General features: G+C 59.3%; 19 protein-coding genes. 11 read left to right on the top strand and 8 right to left on the bottom strand.

The window, feature by feature from the left end; all coding sequences use genetic code 11:
- Positions 1–7: 7 nt before the first annotated feature.
- Positions 8–1,582 carry a RimK family ATP-grasp domain-containing protein gene (locus tag ACU680_RS05480; RefSeq protein ID WP_047597122.1) on the bottom strand — a complete coding sequence of 525 codons (1,575 nt, stop codon included), beginning with the start codon at positions 1,580–1,582 and terminating at the stop codon, positions 8–10.
- A 92-nt stretch (positions 1,583–1,674) separates the two neighbouring features.
- Here ACU680_RS05480 and rimI point away from each other — a divergent pair, with 92 nt between their 5' ends.
- Positions 1,675–2,793 (top strand): ribosomal protein S18-alanine N-acetyltransferase, encoded by a 1,119-nt coding sequence (rimI, locus tag ACU680_RS05475; protein WP_448178866.1) that lies wholly within the window; start codon positions 1,675–1,677, stop codon positions 2,791–2,793.
- Between the two features lie 130 nt (positions 2,794–2,923).
- On the opposite strand, the gene ACU680_RS05470 is transcribed toward rimI, so the two are convergent.
- Positions 2,924–4,069 (bottom strand): PQQ-dependent sugar dehydrogenase, encoded by a 1,146-nt coding sequence (locus ACU680_RS05470; protein ID WP_367084422.1) that lies wholly within the window; start codon positions 4,067–4,069, stop codon positions 2,924–2,926.
- Positions 4,070–4,121: 52 nt separating this feature from the next.
- The gene (locus tag ACU680_RS05465) at positions 4,122–4,463 is read right to left on the bottom strand and encodes a hypothetical protein (protein WP_367084421.1); all 342 of its coding nucleotides are present in this window, start codon (positions 4,461–4,463) and stop codon (positions 4,122–4,124) included.
- 189 nt (positions 4,464–4,652) lie between these two features.
- Here ACU680_RS05465 and ku point away from each other — a divergent pair, with 189 nt between their 5' ends.
- Positions 4,653–5,525 (top strand): non-homologous end joining protein Ku, encoded by an 873-nt coding sequence (ku, locus tag ACU680_RS05460; RefSeq protein ID WP_400758127.1) that lies wholly within the window; start codon positions 4,653–4,655, stop codon positions 5,523–5,525.
- Between the two features lie 157 nt (positions 5,526–5,682).
- Here the strand turns inward: ku and lpxO are convergent, their stop codons facing one another.
- Complete coding sequence (gene lpxO / locus ACU680_RS05455; RefSeq protein ID WP_400758125.1) at positions 5,683–6,582, bottom strand: lipid A hydroxylase LpxO; 900 nt, start codon at positions 6,580–6,582, stop codon at positions 5,683–5,685.
- A gap of 390 nt (positions 6,583–6,972) precedes the next feature.
- On the opposite strand from lpxO, the gene ACU680_RS05450 reads away from it, so the two are divergent.
- Together ACU680_RS05450 and ACU680_RS05445 are read left to right on the top strand one after the other, a co-directional pair.
- Positions 6,973–8,559, top strand: a complete 1,587-nt coding sequence (locus ACU680_RS05450; RefSeq protein WP_096796556.1) for an ABC-F family ATPase — start codon at positions 6,973–6,975, stop codon at positions 8,557–8,559.
- 239 nt (positions 8,560–8,798) lie between these two features.
- Positions 8,799–9,986: an MFS transporter gene (locus ACU680_RS05445; RefSeq protein ID WP_448178865.1), complete on the top strand. Its 1,188-nt coding sequence runs from the start codon at positions 8,799–8,801 to the stop codon at positions 9,984–9,986.
- Between the two features lie 107 nt (positions 9,987–10,093).
- Here ACU680_RS05445 and ACU680_RS05440 read toward each other — a convergent pair whose 3' ends face one another.
- Together ACU680_RS05440 and ACU680_RS05435 are read right to left on the bottom strand one after the other, a co-directional pair.
- Positions 10,094–11,131: an alpha/beta hydrolase family protein gene (locus tag ACU680_RS05440; protein WP_367084418.1), complete on the bottom strand. Its 1,038-nt coding sequence runs from the start codon at positions 11,129–11,131 to the stop codon at positions 10,094–10,096.
- A gap of 238 nt (positions 11,132–11,369) precedes the next feature.
- Positions 11,370–11,981, bottom strand: a complete 612-nt coding sequence (locus tag ACU680_RS05435; RefSeq protein WP_448178864.1) for an FMN-dependent NADH-azoreductase — start codon at positions 11,979–11,981, stop codon at positions 11,370–11,372.
- 125 nt (positions 11,982–12,106) lie between these two features.
- Between ACU680_RS05435 and ACU680_RS05430 the strand changes: the two genes are divergently transcribed.
- Complete coding sequence (locus ACU680_RS05430) at positions 12,107–13,015, top strand: LysR substrate-binding domain-containing protein (RefSeq protein ID WP_448178863.1); 909 nt, start codon at positions 12,107–12,109, stop codon at positions 13,013–13,015.
- Positions 13,012–13,371 carry an MmcQ/YjbR family DNA-binding protein gene (locus ACU680_RS05425; RefSeq protein WP_007964612.1) on the top strand — a complete coding sequence of 120 codons (360 nt, stop codon included), beginning with the start codon at positions 13,012–13,014 and terminating at the stop codon, positions 13,369–13,371. Before ACU680_RS05430 ends, ACU680_RS05425 begins: the two co-directional genes overlap by 4 nt.
- A 141-nt stretch (positions 13,372–13,512) precedes the next feature.
- Here ACU680_RS05425 and ACU680_RS05420 read toward each other — a convergent pair whose 3' ends face one another.
- Both ACU680_RS05420 and ACU680_RS05415 read right to left on the bottom strand, forming a co-directional pair.
- Positions 13,513–13,941 carry a DUF1294 domain-containing protein gene (locus tag ACU680_RS05420; protein ID WP_448178862.1) on the bottom strand — a complete coding sequence of 143 codons (429 nt, stop codon included), beginning with the start codon at positions 13,939–13,941 and terminating at the stop codon, positions 13,513–13,515.
- Entirely contained in the window at positions 13,938–14,768 is an 831-nt protein-coding gene (locus ACU680_RS05415) for an undecaprenyl-diphosphate phosphatase (RefSeq protein WP_448178861.1), read from the bottom strand. Before ACU680_RS05415 ends, ACU680_RS05420 begins: the two co-directional genes overlap by 4 nt.
- A gap of 304 nt (positions 14,769–15,072) precedes the next feature.
- Between ACU680_RS05415 and ACU680_RS05410 the strand changes: the two genes are divergently transcribed.
- The 5 genes from ACU680_RS05410 (at position 15,073) to fapB (ending at position 19,345) form a co-directional block, all read left to right on the top strand.
- The gene (locus ACU680_RS05410; RefSeq protein WP_448178860.1) at positions 15,073–16,707 is read left to right on the top strand and encodes a methyl-accepting chemotaxis protein; all 1,635 of its coding nucleotides are present in this window, start codon (positions 15,073–15,075) and stop codon (positions 16,705–16,707) included.
- 194 nt (positions 16,708–16,901) lie between these two features.
- On the top strand, positions 16,902–17,465 hold the full coding sequence (pnuC, locus tag ACU680_RS05405) for a nicotinamide riboside transporter PnuC (protein ID WP_448178859.1): 564 nt from the start codon (positions 16,902–16,904) through the stop codon (positions 17,463–17,465).
- A complete protein-coding gene (locus tag ACU680_RS05400) occupies positions 17,462–17,986 on the top strand; it encodes an AAA family ATPase (RefSeq protein ID WP_448179129.1) in 525 nt (174 codons plus the stop codon). The genes pnuC and ACU680_RS05400 overlap by 4 nt, the downstream gene beginning before the upstream one ends.
- 335 nt (positions 17,987–18,321) lie before the next feature.
- Positions 18,322–18,771, top strand: coding sequence for a functional amyloid chaperone FapA (gene fapA, locus ACU680_RS05395; RefSeq protein ID WP_098964142.1), 450 nt, complete (start codon positions 18,322–18,324; stop codon positions 18,769–18,771).
- A 1-nt stretch (position 18,772) separates the two neighbouring features.
- A complete protein-coding gene (fapB, locus tag ACU680_RS05390) occupies positions 18,773–19,345 on the top strand; it encodes a fibril amyloid subunit FapB (RefSeq protein ID WP_448178858.1) in 573 nt (190 codons plus the stop codon).
- Positions 19,346–19,373 lie beyond the last annotated feature (28 nt).

Raw genomic sequence — 19,373 nt, 5'->3', positions numbered from 1 at the left:
CGGCGCGTCACCAGGCCTGGCCGCGACGCTTGAGCTCCAGCCGTCGCACGAACTCCTCCAGCACCAGTGAATACAGATCGTCCTGCAAGTAGGCATCTTCGATGCCGGCGTCGAGGTTCGGGTTGTCGTTGACCTCAATTACCACCACTTTGTCGCCGGCCTGTTTCAAGTCCACGCCGTAGAGGCCGTCGCCGATCAGGTTTGCGGTTTTTACCGCCAGTTCGACCACCGCTCGCGGCGCCTCATGAACGGCCAGGGTACGGCACTCGCCGTTGATGTCCTGGCCCTTGGCTTTGTGGTTGTAGATTTGCCAATGGCCCTTGGACATGAAGTACTGGCAGGCGAAGATCGGTTTGCGGTTGAGCACGCCGATGCGCCAGTCGTACTCGGTATAGAAAAACTCCTGAGCCAATAGCAATACCGAATGTTCGAACAGTTCAGCGGTGGCCTCCAGCAACGCCTGCTGACTTTCGACTTTGATCACTCCGCGAGAAAAACAACCGTCAGGGATCTTCAGCACCAGCGGAAAACCGAGGCGTTCGCCGACCCGTTCGAAGTCTTCCGGTCGTTCCTTGTAGAGAATTTCGGTGGCGGGCATGCCCAGTTGGTGGCTGTTGAGCAGGTCGGTCAGATACACCTTGTTGGTGCAGCGCAGGATCGACGTCGGATCATCCATGACCACCAGCCCTTCGCTTTCGGCTTTTTTTGCAAAGCGATAGGTGTGGTTGTCGACGCTGGTGGTCTCGCGGATCAGCAAGCCGTCGTACTCGGCGATCCGCGCGTAGTCCTTGCGCTCGATCAGTTCGACGTCGATGCCCATGCGTTTGCCTACCCGGACGAAATTCTCCAGTGCCTTGGCGTTGGATGGCGGCAAGGCTTCCTGCGGATCGTGCAGGATCGCCAGGTCGTAACGCGCCACTTGTGGCGAGCGTGGCGCCCGCCAGACTTTACGGCTGAAGCCATCCAGCGCATTGGCGAACTGATCTTCCTGATCGTCGCGCAACTTATGCAGCGCACCGGATTTTATGCCTTCGATGTGCCAACCGTTAGTGCGACGAAACTCAACTAACAGAATCGGACACGGAAACACTTCGAACAACTGTCGAGCCAGGTCCTGCAGCGGCTCGATATGCGTCTTGCCGAAATAAAGTGTCAGGGTAAAACCTTCGGTATCGCTGTACAGATGATGACTGAGGGCCTTTTCCAGGGTTTTATCGAGATCGTCCAGTGCCAGACCGTAAAGCGATTTTTTCGTCAGCTCGCTGATCGTGCGCACCGAGGGAATCACTTTGTGGCCGCGGGCTTCAGCCAGTAGTGAGCAGTAGTAACCGTGGCCCAGGTACTTGTAGCTGCGGCACAGATTGATCACCTGCACCCGCTTGCCCGGCTCGCTGTCACGGGTTTGCTCGAGGTATTCCTGAGCCGTGACGATGTCCTCGCTGGGAAAGTACGAAGCCCAGTCTTCCTTGCGTTCGACGATAATCAACACTTGACTGGAAGTTCTGATGGCTGGATTTAAAAAAGTTGCTGCCGGCAAACTTTGCTCGGATACTTCGCGCCAATGACCCTGTACCGCTGACATAGAGATTGATCCGTTGGAGAACAAGACCATTTCTATTAAGCACGAAGTTTTTCGAAAGTCCCGTTTCGTTACGCAACTTTTACGGTGGTCATATGAATGCTGTTTTTCGTTTGGCGGTAGTTGAAGATCTGCCAGCGCTGCTGGCCCTGGAAATGCAATGTTTCACCACCGACCGGCTCACCAGCCGCAGCTTTCAATGGATGATCACCCGCGCCCATGCGCAGTTGCTGGTCGCCGAGCTTGACGGTCGATTGCTCGGCTACGCACTGGTGCTGTTTCATCGCGGCACCTCGCTGGCGCGCCTGTACTCGATCGCCATTGCCGGGGAAGCTCGCGGCAGCGGTTTGGGCAAACAGTTGCTGCAACGTATCGAGGCCTGCGCCGTCGAGCATGACTGCGCGTACCTGCGCCTGGAAGTGCGTATCGACAACCCCACCGCCATCGCGCTGTACGAGCGCAACGGCTACCGACGCTTTGCGTTGATTCACGATTACTACGAAGACCATGCCGATGCGTTGCGTCTGGAAAAACGCATTGTTCAGCACCGTGATTCGCGCAACATCAAGGTGCCCTATTACCCGCAAACCACTGAGTTCACCTGTGGCCCGGCTTGCCTGCTGATGGCCATGGGCGCGCTGCAACCTGAGCGCTTGCTGGAGCGGCGTGAGGAATTGCAGATCTGGCGTGAAGCGACCACGGTGTTCATGACTTCCGGCCATGGTGGCTGCAGCCCTCAAGGCTTGGCACTGGCGGCCTGGCGGCGGGGTTTCCGGGTGCGTTTGCAACTGAGTATGGCCGGGCCATTGTTTCTCGATGGCGTGCGCGATGAGCATAAAAAAGACGTCATGCGCCTGGTGCACGAGGAGTTCAGCGCCCAAATGCAAGAGACCGATATCGAGCGCAAGATTGGTACCCACCTGGATTTGCCGCGCCTGCTGCAGGCTGGCGGTCAGCCTCTGGTGCTGATCAGCAGCTATCGCCTGACCCGCTCCAAATCACCGCATTGGGTCATGGTGACCGACTGCGATGAAGATTTTGTGTATCTGCACGATCCGGATGTCGATCACAGCCAGCATCGCCAGCCGATGGACTGCCAGCATGTGCCGGTCAGCCATGGCGAGTTTGAGAAGATGAGCCGGTTTGGGCGTGAGAAATTGCGCGCGGCGGTGGTTTTGTATGCCCGCACTACGCCAACTGTCGTTACGTTCTAGAGGTTTTTTTGTGGCGAGGGAGCTTGCTCCCGCATGAGTGCGTAGCGCTCACAAGATTTTGGGGCTGCTGCGCAACTCAGCGGGAGCAAGCTCCCTCACCACAGGGCATCTTTGAACATTTGAAGTGAAGTTACTTCAGGCCGATCTTGTAGAGCGCACCGTTCTGCTCATCCGTCAGCACGTACAGATAGCCATCCGGCCCCTGCCGCACATCCCGAATCCGCTGTTTCAGCTCACCCAACAGCCGCTCTTCGTGCACCACCTTGTCCCCGTCAAACTGCAAGCGAATGAGCTCTTGACTGACCAGCGCGCCGATAAACAGGTTCTGCTGCCAAGGCTTGAAACGATCAGCGTCATAGAACGCCATACCGCTGACACCGGGTGATTTCTCCCAGACATGATAGGGGTCAACCGCACCTTCGACACTCTTGCCCTTGGCTTCGGGGATCGGTTGCAGCGAATAGTTGATGCCGTGGGTCGCCAGCGGCCAGCCATAGTTTTTTCCGCGCTCGATGATGTTCACCTCATCGCCGCCACGGGGGCCGTGTTCGTTCTCCCAAATCGTCCCGTTCCATGGATTGAGCGCCGCGCCCTGCGGATTGCGCTGGCCGTACGACCAGATTTCCGGACGCACGCCGGATTGGCCCACGAACGGGTTGTCATCCGGCACCTTGCCGTCGGGGAAGATCCGCACGACCTTGCCCTGCAGCTTGTCGAGATCCTGCGCGGTCGGCCGGTCGTTGTTTTCGCCCAGGGTGATAAACAGGTAACCGTCGCGGTCGAACACCAGCCGTGAGCCGAAGTGGTTACCGGTCGAGAGTTTCGGCTCCTGACGGAAGATCACTTTGAAATCACTGATTGTCTTCAAGTCGTCTGACAGCCGGCCGCGCCCCACCGCCGTTCCTGCCTTGTCCCCGGCGCCACCGCCCTCGGCGTAGGACAGGTAGACCAATCGATCCTGTTTGAAGTCTGGCGACAGCACCACATCGAGCAAACCACCCTGGCCCTTGGCCCAGACCTTGGGCACGCCGCTGATGGGCTCGGAACGCTTGCCGTCGGCTGTAATCACCCGCAGGTTGCCCGGGCGCTCGGTCACCAGCATCCCCTGACGATCCGGTAGAAACGCCAGCGCCCAGGGATGCTCAAGGCCTTGGGTGATCGTGGTGACTTCAAGGGTGCCCTGCTCGCTTTGCAGCGCTTGGGGGGCAGCGGCGAACGCGGGAGCGCTGATCAGCGCGCCAGCACACAACGTGGCTAGAAGGGGTTTACGCAACATGCACGATTCCTTTTGTTCATTTCAAAGGCTGACAGGAACGCAGTCCCGCCGTTCAACGGTTGCTGTCTCCATCGCGTGGCGGTGGGTTGGGAATGAATCTGGGCGGCGTACTCGGTACCGAGCGTTGCTGCTGACCGTTGCCGATGCCGCCATTGCCAACGGTGGGCGTACTGGGCACCGGCACTGTATTCGGCCCGCGAATCACCGGCGCGCTGGGCTGCGTGCCCTGCATGCTGTTGGGATTGGCCCGGCGGATCGGGCTGTTGTAGGGATTGTTGTTGGTACCGGCTGGGTTCTGCGCCAGTAACAGCGGAGCGGACGGTGCCGCGACGTCGGCATGCGCCAGACCGGCCCCAAGGAGCAGAACAATAATGCCTGGCAGTATTCGGTTCATGGGGTGGCCTCTCGATGCACAGGTGATAGAGCCTTCGAGTCCACGCTACGCCCCGGGTTCGGATTTGTTAACCCGTCGCCCTTAAACAAGATGTAACACGGCTTGACCGGCAACGCTGCGCGCCACGCAAATGCCGGAAACTTTCGCACGGCGCCACAGGTCACCTGAACATCACTTGGAGGACTCACCATGGCTCGGGCAATCTGGAAAGGCGCGATCAGTTTCGGACTGGTACACATCCCTGTCGCGCTGGTGTCGGCAACCTCTTCGCACGGCGTGGACTTTGACTGGCTCGACAACCGCAGCATGGATCCGGTGGGTTATAAACGGGTAAACAAGGTCACCGGCAAGGAAGTCACCAAGGAGCACATCGTCAAAGGTGTGGCCTATGAAAAAGGCCGCTACGTCGTGCTCAGTGAAGAAGAGATCCGTTCGGCGCACCCGGTGTCGACGCAAACCATCGACATTTTCTCCTTCGTCGATGCCGAGCAGATCCCGCTGCAGAACATCGACACGCCTTATTACCTGGCCCCGGACAAACGCGGCGGCAAGGTCTACGCCTTGTTGCGTGAAACATTGAGCAAAACCAACAAGGTCGCCCTCGCCCGCGTCGTCCTGCACACTCGGCAATACTTGGCGGCACTGATGCCGCTGGAATCGGCGCTGGTGCTGGTCAAACTGCGCTGGCCGCAAGAGGTGCGCGGCCTCGACGAACTGGAACTGGGCAGCGAAGTGACCAAACCGCAACTGGCCAAGGGCGAGTTGGACATGGCTAAACGTCTGGTGCAGGACATGAGTGGCGACTGGAGTCCGGAAGACTACAAGGACGAGTTTGAAGACAAGATCATGGCCCTGGTCGAGAAAAAGGCCCATGAAGGCAAGATCGAGGATGTCGAGACCGTGGGTGGCGAGGAAGAGCGCAAGTCTGCCGATGTCATCGACTTGACCGAGTTGCTTAAACGCAGCCTGGGCGGTAAAGCGCCGGCCAAACCGAAGGCAAAAGACAAGCCTGCCAGCAAGGCAGCTCCGGCGAGAAAGACCAAAAAGGCTTCGGGGGCGTAATCAGATGCGGTTCCTGTCAGGAAGCTGACAGGTTGGCTTTGAGAGACTCATCGCCAGCAGGTGGCTCCAAACAGTTGGAATTCGTTCTATGCCGAACACACATTCCACTGCAGGAGCCAGCCTGCTGGCGATGCCATAAACAGGCGCGAAACAGCAGTCAGATCAGAATGAAGATCGCCAGCAGACCGCCGAAGATCGCCCACTTTTCCATGTAGTAACGCGCGCGATTACGTTTTTTCAGCTCTTTACCGCGCAGGCGAACCTTGTAGATTTTGGTAAATAGGCGGTTGATCCCGCCAGTACGGTCGCCAGCATCGTTTGGCGCACCTGCAGCGGACATCACGGTGCGGCTGAACCAGCGGTTGAACGCCGCCGCCCAGCGATATTTCATCGGGCGCTCGATGTCGCAGAACAGGATGATGCGGTTCTTGTCGGTGGTGTTTTCGGCATAGTGGATGTATGTCTCATCGAACATCACCGCTTCACCGTCGCGCCAGTGGTAGCTCTCGCCGTCGACATTGATGTAGCAACCGGCATCGTTCGGCGTGTCGAGACCCAGGTGGTAGCGGTACGAACCGGCATACGGGTCACGGTGGCGAACCAGTTTCGACCCCGGTGGCAGCTCGGCGAACATCGCGGCCTTGATCGAACCGATGCTCTGCACCAGTTCGGTGGTGCGCGGGCACAGCTTCATCGCCGACGGATGGCTCTCGCCGTACCACTTGAGGTAGAAACGCTTCCAGCCGCTTTTGAAGAACGAGTTGAAACCGACGTCATCGTACTGATTCGAGCGCTTGATCTCACCGGCACGCAGCAGATCCTGCCCTTCCTGGCGAATTTCTTCCCAGTGCGTCTGCAACGGGCTCAGGTCCGGAAACTCGGACGGATCGAGATACGGTTTGTTCGGCTTCTTCGAAAACAGATAAAGGAAGCAGTTGATCGGGGCCAGAAACGTCGAGTGATCGCTCAGTTGACGGCCCAGTTTGTGACGCACACGGCCACGAAGGTGAACGTATGCAATCGAAATGACATAAATAGCGGCAATGATGAGTTTCACGGAAATCGTCACACGTCAAAAGTGAACAAACTGCGCGCCTGCCGGCCAGAGGCCCAGGGTCTGATGCAGTGGCATGAATACAAATACTATCCCGGTGGCACTTCCTTGAGCCCATGCCGTTAGCGGCTATTGGGTAATCGGATGGCATTTTAGCCATACTTTGTAACCAATAGTGAACCTGATCTGTGAAAAACTGTCCGCTGAATCTGCCAAACGGCGGGCGCGACGTCATCGCCCTATCGTTTAAAGAGCCAGACCAGTACAATCGCCGCCAAACTTTACGCGCCCCCCTTGGTTGATGACGGGACTGTCCCGACTCAGCGCACTTTGACTCGGGCCAAGCGCTCCAGCCGCACCCTCGCTACTCAGCATGCTTCGCAGGAAAAACCTTTGATTTCTACAGCTAACATCACGATGCAGTTCGGCGCCAAGCCGCTCTTCGAAAACGTTTCGGTCAAATTCGGCGCGGGTAACCGCTACGGCCTGATCGGCGCCAACGGTTGCGGCAAGTCGACCTTCATGAAAATCCTCGGCGGCGACCTCGATCCGTCCGGCGGTCAGGTCATGCTCGAGCCGAACGTGCGTCTGGGTAAATTGCGCCAGGACCAGTTCGCCTACGAAGAATTTACCGTGATCGATACCGTGATCATGGGTCACGAAGAGCTGTGGAAGGTCAAGGCCGAGCGCGATCGCATCTACTCGCTGGCGGAAATGAGCGAAGAAGACGGCATGGCCGTGGCCGAGCTGGAGACCGAGTTCGCCGAGATGGACGGCTACACCGCCGAATCCCGCGCCGGTGAACTGCTGCTGGGTCTGGGTATTCCGCTGGAACAGCATTTCGGCCCGATGAGCGAAGTCTCGCCAGGCTGGAAACTGCGCGTATTGCTGGCGCAGGCGCTGTTCTCCGATCCGGAAGTGCTGTTGCTCGACGAACCGACCAACCACCTGGACATCAACACCATTCGCTGGCTGGAAAACGTTCTGACCCAGCGTAACAGCCTGATGATCATCATCTCTCACGACCGTCACTTCCTGAACAGCGTGTGCACGCACATGGCTGACCTGGATTACGGCGAGCTGCGCCTGTTCCCGGGCAACTACGACGAGTACATGACCGTGGCGACCCAGTCCCGCGAGCAACTGCTGTCGGACAACGCCAAGAAGAAAGCACAGATTTCCGAGCTGCAATCGTTCGTCAGCCGCTTCTCGGCCAACGCCTCGAAAGCCAAACAGGCCACTTCCCGCGCCAAGGCGATCGACAAGATCCAGCTGGCCGAGGTCAAGCCTTCCAGCCGCGTCAGCCCGTTCATCCGCTTCGAGCAGAACAAAAAGCTGCACCGCCAGGCGGTCATGGTCGAAAAAATGGCCAAAGGCTTCGATGACAAGCCACTGTTCAAAGACTTCAGCTTCCAGGTTGAAGCGGGCGAGCGCGTAGCGATCATCGGCCCGAACGGTATTGGCAAAACCACCCTGCTGCGCACCCTGGTCAACGAACTGACCCCGGATGCCGGCAGCGTCAAGTGGACCGACGCCGCGGAACTGGGCTACTACGCTCAGGACCATGCGCACGACTTCGAAGACGACGTCACGCTGTTCGACTGGATGGGTCAGTGGACGCAGGGCGAGCAGATGATTCGCGGTACCTTGGGCCGCATGCTGTTCTCCAACGACGAGATCCTCAAGTCGGTCAAAGTGATTTCCGGTGGTGAGCAAGGCCGCATGCTGTTCGGCAAGCTGATCCTGCAAAAGCCGAACGTGCTGATCATGGACGAACCGACCAACCACCTGGACATGGAATCGATCGAGGCGCTGAACCTGGCGCTGGAAAACTACCCGGGCACGCTGATCTTCGTCAGCCACGACCGTGAGTTCGTATCGTCCCTGGCCACGCGCATCATCGAGCTGAGCGCCAATGGCGTGACTGACTTCAGCGGCACTTACGATGACTACCTGCGTAGTCAGGGTGTGGTGTTCTAAATTGTTCCAGTTTTGAAGAAAGCCCTGTCCATGTGACGGGGCTTTTGCATTTCAGAGGCTGAAGATCAAAAGATCGCAGCCTTCGGCAGCTCCTACATGGTCAGCTTTTGAACTGTACAGGAGCTGCCGGAGGCTCGGGCTGCGAACGGACGATCGTTTTAATAGTTAGCCTGCTTCCTTTTATTTCAATGCCAAGCCATGATGCCGACTCTCCCACCGCCGCCCGCGAACGAGTCCACATGTCTGCGCAGCAACCGCCTCCGCAAAGCTCCCTGGCGATCACCCTGCAGATCGTCTCCATCGTCTTCTACACTTTTGTCGCCTTCCTGTGCATCGGCCTGCCGATCGCGGTGTTGCCCGGTTATGTGCATGAGCAGCTGGGTTTCAGTGCCGTTATTGCCGGGCTGGTGATCGGCTCGCAGTATCTGGCCACCCTGCTCAGTCGGCCGATGGCCGGGCGCATGTCGGATACGCTGGGCACCAAACGGGCGATTGTTTATGGCTTGTCGGGGATTGTGCTCAGCGGGCTGCTGACGCTGACTTCGACGCTGTTGCAGGACTTCCCGTTGCCGAGCCTGATCATTCTGATCATCGGTCGGCTGCTGCTCGGCGTCGCACAAGGCTTGATCGGCGTCGGCACCATCAGCTGGTGCATGGGCCAGGTCGGCGTCGAACACACGGCAAGGTCGATCGGCTGGAACGGCATTGCCTCCTATGGCGCGATTGCGATTGGCGCGCCACTGGGCGTGGTCATGGTCGCCGACTACGGCTTTGCCAGCCTGGGCATCGCCTTGTCGGTATTGGCCGCGGGCGCCCTGGTGTTGATCCGCAATAAACCTTCGGTACCGGTGGTGCGTGGCGAACGGCTACCTTTTTGGGCGGTGTTCGGACGGATTGCACCGTATGGGGCCAGTTTGAGTCTGGCGTCGATCGGTTACGGCACGCTGACCACCTTCATCACCCTTTATTACCTCAACCGAGGCTGGAGCGGCGCCGCGTATTGCCTGACGGTATTCGGCGTGTGTTTCATCGTGTCGCGACTGCTGTTCATTTCGGCGATCAGCCGTTTTGGCGGCTTCAATTCGGCGATTGCCTGCATGAGCATCGAGACCGTCGGCTTGGTGTTGCTGTGGCTGGCACCCTCCACCGCGTTCGCGTTGATCGGCGCGGGACTGGCGGGGTTTGGCTTGTCGCTGGTGTATCCGGCGCTGGGGGTCGAGGCGATCAAGCAGGTGCCCAGTTCCAGCCGTGGCTCGGGGTTGGGGGCTTATGCGGTGTTCTTTGATTTGGCGCTGGCAATTGCCGGGCCGCTGATGGGCGCGGTGGCATTGAATCTGGGGTATGCGTGGATATTCTTCAGCGCGGCGCTGTTGTCGGTGCTCGGGCTGGGTTTGACTTTGTTGCTCAAGCGTCGGGCGATGAGCTGAAAGACCAGATCAAAAGATCAAAAGATCGCAGCCTTCGGCAGCTCCTACATTGGAATGCAATCCCCTGTAGGAGCTGCCGAAGGCTGCGATCTTTTGATCTTTGATCTTTATTGATCCGCGGTCTGCATCCCCGCCCGGCTCGGCTTGCCCAGCGTGCGCGAGAAGAACTGCCCGGCTTCGGAAATCAGGTTGCGATGGATGTCTTCGCGGTCCACCCCGTCAGCGTCGGTGCACAGGGCCGGCATGGCGCGGATCTGCTCTTCATTGCATGGCGCCATGAACACGAAGTGCCCTGCCCCGGCCAATAACTTGAAGTCCGGCGCGGTCGGCAGTTTGCGCGCCAGAGCGGCGGCGTTTTTGTCGAAGGCCACCAGTTTGTCGCCATCGCCGCTGTACAGCAGCACCGGCACATGCACATCCGCCAGAGTGCTACGGCCGAATTTCAGGCTCAGCGGCGCCATCAGCAGCAACGCATGCACGCGCGGATCGGCCACTGGCTGCAAATCATCGCGATCGACGATCAGTTCACCCTGGGTATTGCAGGCATCATGGTCGTCCGGACGCTCCTGGCAGTAACGACGCAGACGATCCAGATCCGGCTGCGCCCCGGAGAGGATCAACGCGGTTTCGCCACCGGCCGAATAACCAATGACCCCGACCTGATCAGCGTTGACGAACGGCGAGAGCATCGGGTCGCCCAGGGTCGCGGTGATCGCTTCGGAAATCTGGATTGGCCGGCCATACAGATTGCTCAGGGTGCCGAGGCGGCTGTGGTCCTTGGAGTTGTCGCCGGGATGAATTACTGCGACCACCACAAAGCCCTTGCGTGCCAGCGAGGTGGCGAGGTCATGCAGTGCCAGCGGCGTGCCGGTGTTGCCGTGAGACAGCATCAGCATCGGGAAGCGGCCGATGGCCACCTTGGTGTCGGCGCCCGCCTCGACGGTGTAGCCCTCAAGCAGGCTGGTGTGTTCGCGATCGCTGGAGGGATAGAAGGCGATGGCGCGCATCGGCTGCAGATCCAGCGGATCGAGGAAGGTCATCTCGTGGTAACCGACACTCCAGACAGGGTGTCGCCCGGGCGCGGCATGCACTGAACCGAGGCTGCCAAGCAGGCAAATCAGTAACGTTGCACAAAGACGCATCATCGGATGGCCCACCCTGTGTTACTCAATCGAAAGATCCTTTGTGTTCCGACACGCCCCAAATCCCGAGGTTCGGAGATTCGGCACAGCGGTGCACTCAGACGTTGATCGTTTGACTGCATAACCCGGGCCAGATTATGCAACAGTCAGAAACAAAAAACTCTGCATCCGGCCCTTGCAGAACCAGAATACAGAGTTTTTTGAGGCGCTACCTGAACGGCAGCTGGTCTTTACGCAATGCTTACGCAGCGGCGAACAGCTGCTCGCTGATCTTCGCCTGAGCAGCGCTCAACGCGTTGTTGCGCACTTCTTCGCCATAAGCCAGGCCTTCGGCGCGGACGATTTCGATGTCGGTGATGCCGAGGAAGCCCAGTACCAGCTTCAGGTATTCTTCGTGAGCGATGCCGCTCGCCTGACCGGCATGAATGCCGCCGGAGGTGGAGACGATCACCACTTTCTTGCCACCGCACAGGCCTTCAGGGCCGGCTTCGGTGTAGCGGAAAGTCTGGCCGGCAACGGCGACGCGATCGATCCAGGCCTTGAGCTGGGTCGGTACGGTGAAGTTGTACATCGGCGCGGCGATGACGATGGCGTCGGCGGCGATGAATTCAGCCAGGGTCGAAGCGCTCAGCTCGGCTTCGTGCTGTTGTGCGGCGTTGCGCAGTTCAGCGGTAGTGCCGGCAGCCACCAGGGTGGTCGACGAGAAGTGGCTGATGGCGTCGGCAGCCAGGTCGCTGTAAGTCACCACGGCGGTTGGCTCGGCGGCTTGCCAGGCTTTGACGACTTGGCTGCTCAACTGACGGGAAGCGGAGTTGTCGCCCAGAATGCTCGAATCGATGTGCAGCAGTTTCATGTGGAATCTCCTGTAAAGAATCGCCGGCGGCGACGGAATGGAGACAATCCTACGGAAGAAACCAATAGCTGATTAGCTGCTGACAATGCGATAGTTCGTCCCACTGATAGAACGGTGGATTTTTGATGCAGGATCTCAACGATCTCTACTATTTTGCAAAGGTGGTCGAGGCCGGTGGATTCGCCGCAGCCGGGCGTTTGCTGGGCATTCCCAAGTCGCGCCTGTCACGACGCATTGCCGAACTCGAAGAACGCCTCGGCGCCCGTCTGCTACAACGCACCACGCGCCAGTTGAACCTGACCGCTGTTGGCGAGCGCTACCTGCGTCACTGTCAGGCGATGTTGCTGGAAGCGGAGATGGCCGACGAAGCGGTCGCCAGCATGTCCAGCGAGCCACGCGGCCGCTTGCGGGTGTCCTGCCCGACCGGTCTGGCGCGGGAAATGTTGCCGTGGGTGATCAGCGAATTCCTCGGCAAATTTCCTCAGGTGCAACTGGAGGTGGTGCTGCTCAATCGCCGGGTGGATCTGGTGGCCGAAGGCTTCGACGTGGCCCTGCGTGTACGCGAGCTGGGCGATGAAGATCCGTTGCTGGTGACTCGACGTCTGCGCCAGGCACAAATGGTTGTCGTCGCCAGCCCGGCCTTTGTCGAGGGCAAAACCATCAATCATCCACAGGATTTGAAGAACCTGCCGGTGCTCGGCGCGCTGGAGGCCGATCGCATGGTGCATGTGCGCTTGCTGGATGAGCAAGGCAACAGCGTCGAACTGAACATGGAGGCGCGGCTGGGCATCGATGACTTTATCGTGCGCAAAGCCTGTGTGCTGGCCGGCCAGGGTTTCACTCTGCTGCCGATGATGTATTGCGAAGCCGACCTTGAGAGCGGCGCGCTGGTACAACTGTTGCCCGAGTGGTCGTTGCCCGGCGGCTGGTTGCAGGCGGTGTATCCGCATCGGCGCGGGGTAATGCCGGCGGTGCGGGCGTGGATCGATCATCTGGTCGAATCGTTCAATGCGTGCGGGGAGCGGTTGTTATGAACAAGGGAAAAATGAACGAAGCGGACGTCGCCGCCTTTTGCCTGGCCTTGCCGGGCGCGCGGGAGGATTACAAATGGGGCGGCGTGCGGGTGTTCTCGATTGCCGGCAACAAGATGTTCGCCCTGCAAGGGTTGCGCGGGGACTCACTGGCGTTCAAGGTCGACAAGGATCTGTTTCTCGGCCATTGCGACCGCCCGGGTATTCACCCGGCCCCTTATCTGGCGCGGGCGCAGTGGATCATCATGCACCCGCCCTACCCGCTGGGCGCCGAGGAACTGCAGGGATTGCTGACGCGTTCGCACCAGTTGGTGGTGAGCAAGTTGCCGAAGAAAACCCAAATCGGATTACTGCTGTAAACCCGCCCCCTGTAGGAGCTGCCGCAGGCTCGGGCCGCGTTCGGACGATCTTTTGAATTTGATCTTTGAAAAAGCAAGATCAAAAGATCGTCCGAACGCGGCCCGAGCCTTCGGCAGCTCCTACAGGGGATTTTTGGTGATTCAGAACAGTGACAGCAGGTTCGAACCGAGAAACAACTGGTCGATCCAGAACACCTGATGCAGCGCCACAATCATCCAGAACAGAATCTGAAACGACACCTTGCGCGTCTTGTGCCGGAATACCTGTTGGGCGATCAGCGCACCGGGCCAGCCGCCGGCCAGTTCCAGCGCATGCAGGATGTTCTCCGGCGTGCGCCACGCATCGGCGCGGGCCTTGCGCTTGTCTGCCCAGTACATGAAAAACGCCAGCACGCTGACCACGCCATAAGCCGTCAACGGCACTAGCGAGATGCCGCGCAGCCACATCGACAGAGAGCCGAACAGTGGCAGCGCGCAGACGATCAGCAGCACTGCGAGTTTCAGTTTCAGATGCTGAACGCCGCCACCGGATGGGCGTCCATCCGGGCGGCGCGCGCGGGAATCACTCATGGTTTGGCCGCCGACCAGTCGACCCAGCCGAACTGCCAGGTCGCCAGAATCACCAGACCAAAAACAATCCGGTACCAGGCGAATGCCGCGTAACTGTGGCTGGCGATGAACTTGAGCAGACCGCGCACAGCAATCATGGCGAAGATGAACGCGGTGATGAAACCGATGGCGAACACCGGGAAGTCCGCCGGCACGAACAGCTGGCGATACTTGTAACCGGAGTACACTGCCGCACCGACCATGGTCGGCATCGCCAGGAAGAACGAGAACTCGGTCGCGGTCTTGCGCGACAGGCCGAACAACAGGCCGCCGATGATCGTCGAGCCGGAACGCGAGGTGCCGGGAATCATCGCCAAACACTGGGCGAAACCGACTTTCAGCGCGTCCTTCCAGGTGATCTCGTCCACGGTTTCGGCGTGCACTTCATGCTGGCGGCGTTCGGCCCACAACATGATCACGCCACCCACCACCAGCGCGGTCGCAACGGTGATCGGATTGAACAGGTATTGGTGGATCAGGTCGGCAAAAATCACCCCCAGCACCACCGCCGGCAGAAACGCGATCAGCAGGTTGGCGGTAAAACGCCGCGCACTCGGCTGGGTCGGCAAGCCGATCACCACGTCGAGAATCTTGCGGCGAAACTCCCAGACCACCGCGAGGATCGCGCCGAGCTGAATAATGATGTTGAACGCCATGGCCCGTTCGCCGCCGAAGTCGAGCAAGTCGGCAACAATGATCTGGTGTCCGGTACTGGAAATGGGCAAAAACTCCGTCAACCCCTCTACAACTCCAAGAATCAGTGCCTGCAAGGCGGTCCAAAGATCCATCAGTCCCCCAAAGAGCGATACACGGTGGCATGCCCCGATAATATTTTTTACGTTCACTGCGATCAGCGTAGCTGTTTGTTGCTGTACCGATTCCGCGCGCACAGCATCCACACGAAACGGTCAAAATTCCGTGAAATATCAATTCGGATTCAGGTTTTCACGCGCGGGGCCGAAATCCTAACAGACAAGCCTTAATAGTGCTGCGGCGTTATTCGACTTGGGTCGCGTATGCCTGACCACTGCAAACGTGGTTGGATGCTGGCGTTGATTTATTACAAGAAAAAGAAATCGGAGTGACAGCGTTATGAACAGCTTGCGCAGTGTGTCGATCAGCCGACGCTTGTGGCTCATTTTGATTGTGGCCATGGTCATGTTGTTGACCTTGGGCGTGTTGATGCTCAAGCAGATCCACGACGACCTGTACCACGCCAAGGCGCAGAAAACCCAGCATGTGGTGCAGACCGCCAGCGGCCTGCTGACCTATTACCACGACCTCGAAACCGCCGGCACCCTGACCCGCGACGCCGCGCAGAAACAGGCACTGACCGCGATTCGCGGCCTGCGCTACGACCAGAGCGACTATTTCTGGATCAACGACCTCACCCCCGTGATGGTCATGCACCCGACCAACCCCAAACTCGAAGGCCAGAACCTTTCGGCGATCCGCGATCCGGACGGTTTCGCGGTGTTCAACGAGATGGTTGCGATCGCCAAAAGCAAAGGCGCCGGCATGGTCGATTACCGCTGGCCCAAGCCCGGCGCCAGCGAGCCGGTGGCGAAAACCTCCTACGTGAAACTGTTCGAGCCGTGGGGCTGGGTGCTTGGATCGGGCGTTTACGTCGATGATGTGCAGAGCGAGTTCCGGGGGCAGTTGATCAAGGCTTCGGTGATTGGTTTGGTGATCGCCGTGATCATGGCCCTGCTGGTGATTTTGATTGCCCGCAGCATCGTCCGACCGTTGCAGGAAACCGTGAACGCCATGGCCAACATCGCCAGCGGCGAAAGCGACCTGACTCGCAGCCTCGATACCCATGGCCAGGACGAAGTCACGCAACTGGCGCATCACTTCAACGCCTTCACCGCCAAGTTGCGCCGGGTCATCGGTGACCTGCAGATTTCGGCCAGCGCGCTGGGCCAGTCGTCCAGTGAACTGGGCAACGATGCGACCCAGGCCCAGCAGCGCAGCCAACAGCAATCGCAGCAGATGGAACTGGTCGCAACCGCAATCAACGAAGTGACCTATGGCGTGCAGGATGTGGCGAAGAACGCCGAACATGCTGCTGCGGAAATGCGCGATGCCGAAGCTCAGGCGCAGCAGGGTCAGATCAACATCGACGGCAGCCTGCAACAGATCGACAAATTGTCTGGAACCATTGATCAGGCGGTCGAAGTGATTCGCACCCTGGCAGCCGAAAGCACGCAGATCGGCAGTGTGCTGGAAGTGATCCGTTCGATTGCCGAGCAAACCAACCTGCTGGCACTCAACGCGGCCATCGAAGCGGCCCGCGCCGGGGAACAGGGCCGGGGCTTTGCGGTGGTGGCCGATGAAGTACGGTTGCTGGCGCAGCGCACGCAAAAGTCGACGGCGGAAATCCAGAGCATGATCGAACGCCTGCAGAATCATTCCGAAGCGGCGGTGAAAGTCATTGGCGACAGCAGCAAGGCCTCGCAACTCACCATCGAACAGGCGGGATTGGCCGGCGCGAGCTTGAATGCCATCGGCCAGGCCCTGCGCAATCTCAATGGCCTGAACGCCTCGATTGCCAGCGCCACGCTGCAACAGGCGCATGTGGTCGAGGACATCAATCAGAACGTCACGCAGGCGGCCGGCCTGTCTCACAGCACGGCACTGGCGGCGGAGCAGTCGAGTGTGGCGAGCGTCAAGCTTGGGCAGTTGAGTGAACAGCTGAACCAATTGCTGCGCCAGTTCCGCGTCTGACCCCTCACCCTTGTGGGAGCGAGCTTGCTCGCGAAGGCTTGGTGTCAGTCGATAGAGTCGTTACTGATAAAACGCTTTCGCGAGCAAGCTCGCTCCCACGGGTGGACCAAGTGCTCCGTCAAAATCGGCAAGGCTCACTCCTGCAGGTTTTTCGGTACAATCCGCTCCCTCGTCAATTCCCCCAAGGAACCCCCATGTCCGGGCTTGAACTGTTTGCCGCCGCCCTCGGTGTGATCGCCGTCTGGCTGACGGTCAAACAGAATCCGTGGTGCTGGCCGGTCGGTCTGGTCATGGTGTTGCTGTACAGCTGGATCTTCTACGACGTGAAGCTGTACTCGGACATGTTGCTGCAAGTGATTTACGCCGCGCTGCAAGTCTACGGCTGGTGGCAATGGACCCGCGCCGGGACGATGCACGACGGGCGCGACGTCACGCGTCTGGACCGGCGCTCGATCCTGCTCGGCCTGAGCGTAGGCGCCCTCGGCAGCCTGCTGCTGGGCGCGGCCATGGCGCACTGGACCGACGCGGCGCAGCCGTGGCTCGATGCCGCACTGACGGCGTTCAGCCTGGTTGCGCAATTGTGGATGGCGCAGAAACGCCTGCAATGCTGGGCGCTGTGGTTCGTGCTGGATGTGATTTTCGTCGGCCTGTTCCTTTATAAGGGCCTGTACCTCACCGCCGCGCTGTATGCCTTGTTCACCCTGATTGCGCTGCAAGGCTGGCGCGAATGGCGCGCCGATCCGGCGTTGCAGCGATGAAGGTGGTTGTCCTCACCGGCCCGGAATCCACCGGCAAAAGCTGGCTGGCCGCTGGCCTTCAGGAGCGCTTTGGCGGCCTGCGGGTGGACGAATACGTGCGCTGGTTCATCGAGCAGAATCCACGCGATACCTGCCTCAACGACATCCCCGACATCGCCCGTGGGCAGTTGCAGTGGGAAGATCAGGCTCGGGCGCAGCAACCGCCATTGCTGATTCTCGACACCCATTTGCTGAGCAACATTCTGTGGAGCCAGACCCTGTTTGGCGATTGCCCGGCGTGGCTGGAAACCGAATTGCTGGCCCGGCATTACGACCTGCACCTGCTGTTGTCGCCGGAGCAGATCGACTGGACTGACGACGGCCAACGCTGCCAGCCGCAGCTCAGCGAACGCATGGCATTCTTTCAGGCCACCCGCGACTGGCTGGAACAGCACGGGCAACCGTTGCAGATCATTCAGGGCAACTGGGATGACCGGCGGTTTCAGGCTTTCGAAGCAGTCGCGCGTTTGATGGCTGATTGACCTGGCAAACAGCTCCTTTCGGGACCCAAGTGTCCATTCCTGAAACACCCGATCCCGCGCAAAGCAGCCGTTTAAATGGCCTTCATCATTCTGCAAGGGCATCTGTTACGCCAGTGAAACAGTCCCCGGCAAACCCTTGTTCCAGAGCTTTGCGCCGCCATTGACCCTGTGGGTGTCCGGGTGACTGTTTCAGCGCTGAAACAGCATTTGTATCAGCGCTGCACGGCCCATCGCCAACCCGTTGAAAACCAACAACAACTCAAAAGCGGCACAGCTTTCGCTCTCTCCTTCCCAACGCTGACAAGAGCCAGCCCACTGAAGAAGGAATTGCCGCCGTGGGGAATATCAATAAAGGCCTGACCTGCCTTCTGCTGATTGGATCAGCCGCCAGCACATTCATCAGTTTCAACGTTCAGGCCGAAGGCAATGGCGTGATCGTTCTCAACCGCGACGTCCAGCCCATTGCAATCGGGCGCAGCGGTGGCAAAGACCCGTATCCAACCACGGTCAACGCCAACCCTTCCGATCGAATCCATCAAGCGATGACCAGCACCGAACTCAGTGACGGTGACTTTGCCAGTGTAGCCAGCGGCGCTTCGATCCGCAGCAACATGATCACGCCTAACTCGGACATGCCCGGCATGAACGTCCTGACCAACCCCAACGGCCTGCCTGGCATGAGTGCCGGTCATGGCGGCGGCGGTGGCGGCACGATCTCCAACACGATCAATCGCTCGCTGAGCACCGGTCTCGCGCCATTGACCCGCATGGCTGGAGGTCAATGAGATGAATCGTTTCCTTCTGCTGTTTGCCCTCTTCAGCTGTGCCCGCGTCATGGCCGATCCGAGTTCCGTGAACAACGCGGACATTCAGGATACCGGTGTGCAGTACCGCGGCAACTTCAACGTCAACCAGGCCGCCGGCGACCAGATGCAACAGACCAACACCAAAGCGATCGCCATTGGCACCAATGCCAGTGCCACAACCATCGTCAGGCAAAAGCTGGACACCCCTGCCAACCCGTCGATGAACGCCAGCGCCACCATTGGCGGCACCTCTTTCAGTAACGGCAACGGGATCCTGGGCGTGAACCAGGGGGCCGGGGCCAACAACCAGATGGCCAACGTGACGCGCGTCAGCATCAGTGCTGCCCCGCAAAGCGTTGACGACAGCGCCCTGTCGCAACAGAACGTGGCGCTTTTACCGAGCTCAGGAGCAACTGGCACCTCACCCGGCAGTCGCCAGGTCACGACAAGTGATCAGGCCTTCACCGGCAGCCGAGGGGTGATTCAGGTGAACCAGAGTGCCGGGGTGGGGAACCGTATGGCTAACACCCTGAGCATCCGGGTCGCTGACTGACCCAAACAACAAAAGCAGTGCAATTAGA

Source organism: Pseudomonas sp. LF020 (assembly GCF_053456425.1).
The sequence above is the reverse complement of the archived record's forward strand: the minus strand, read 5'-3'. Positions and strand labels throughout refer to the sequence as shown.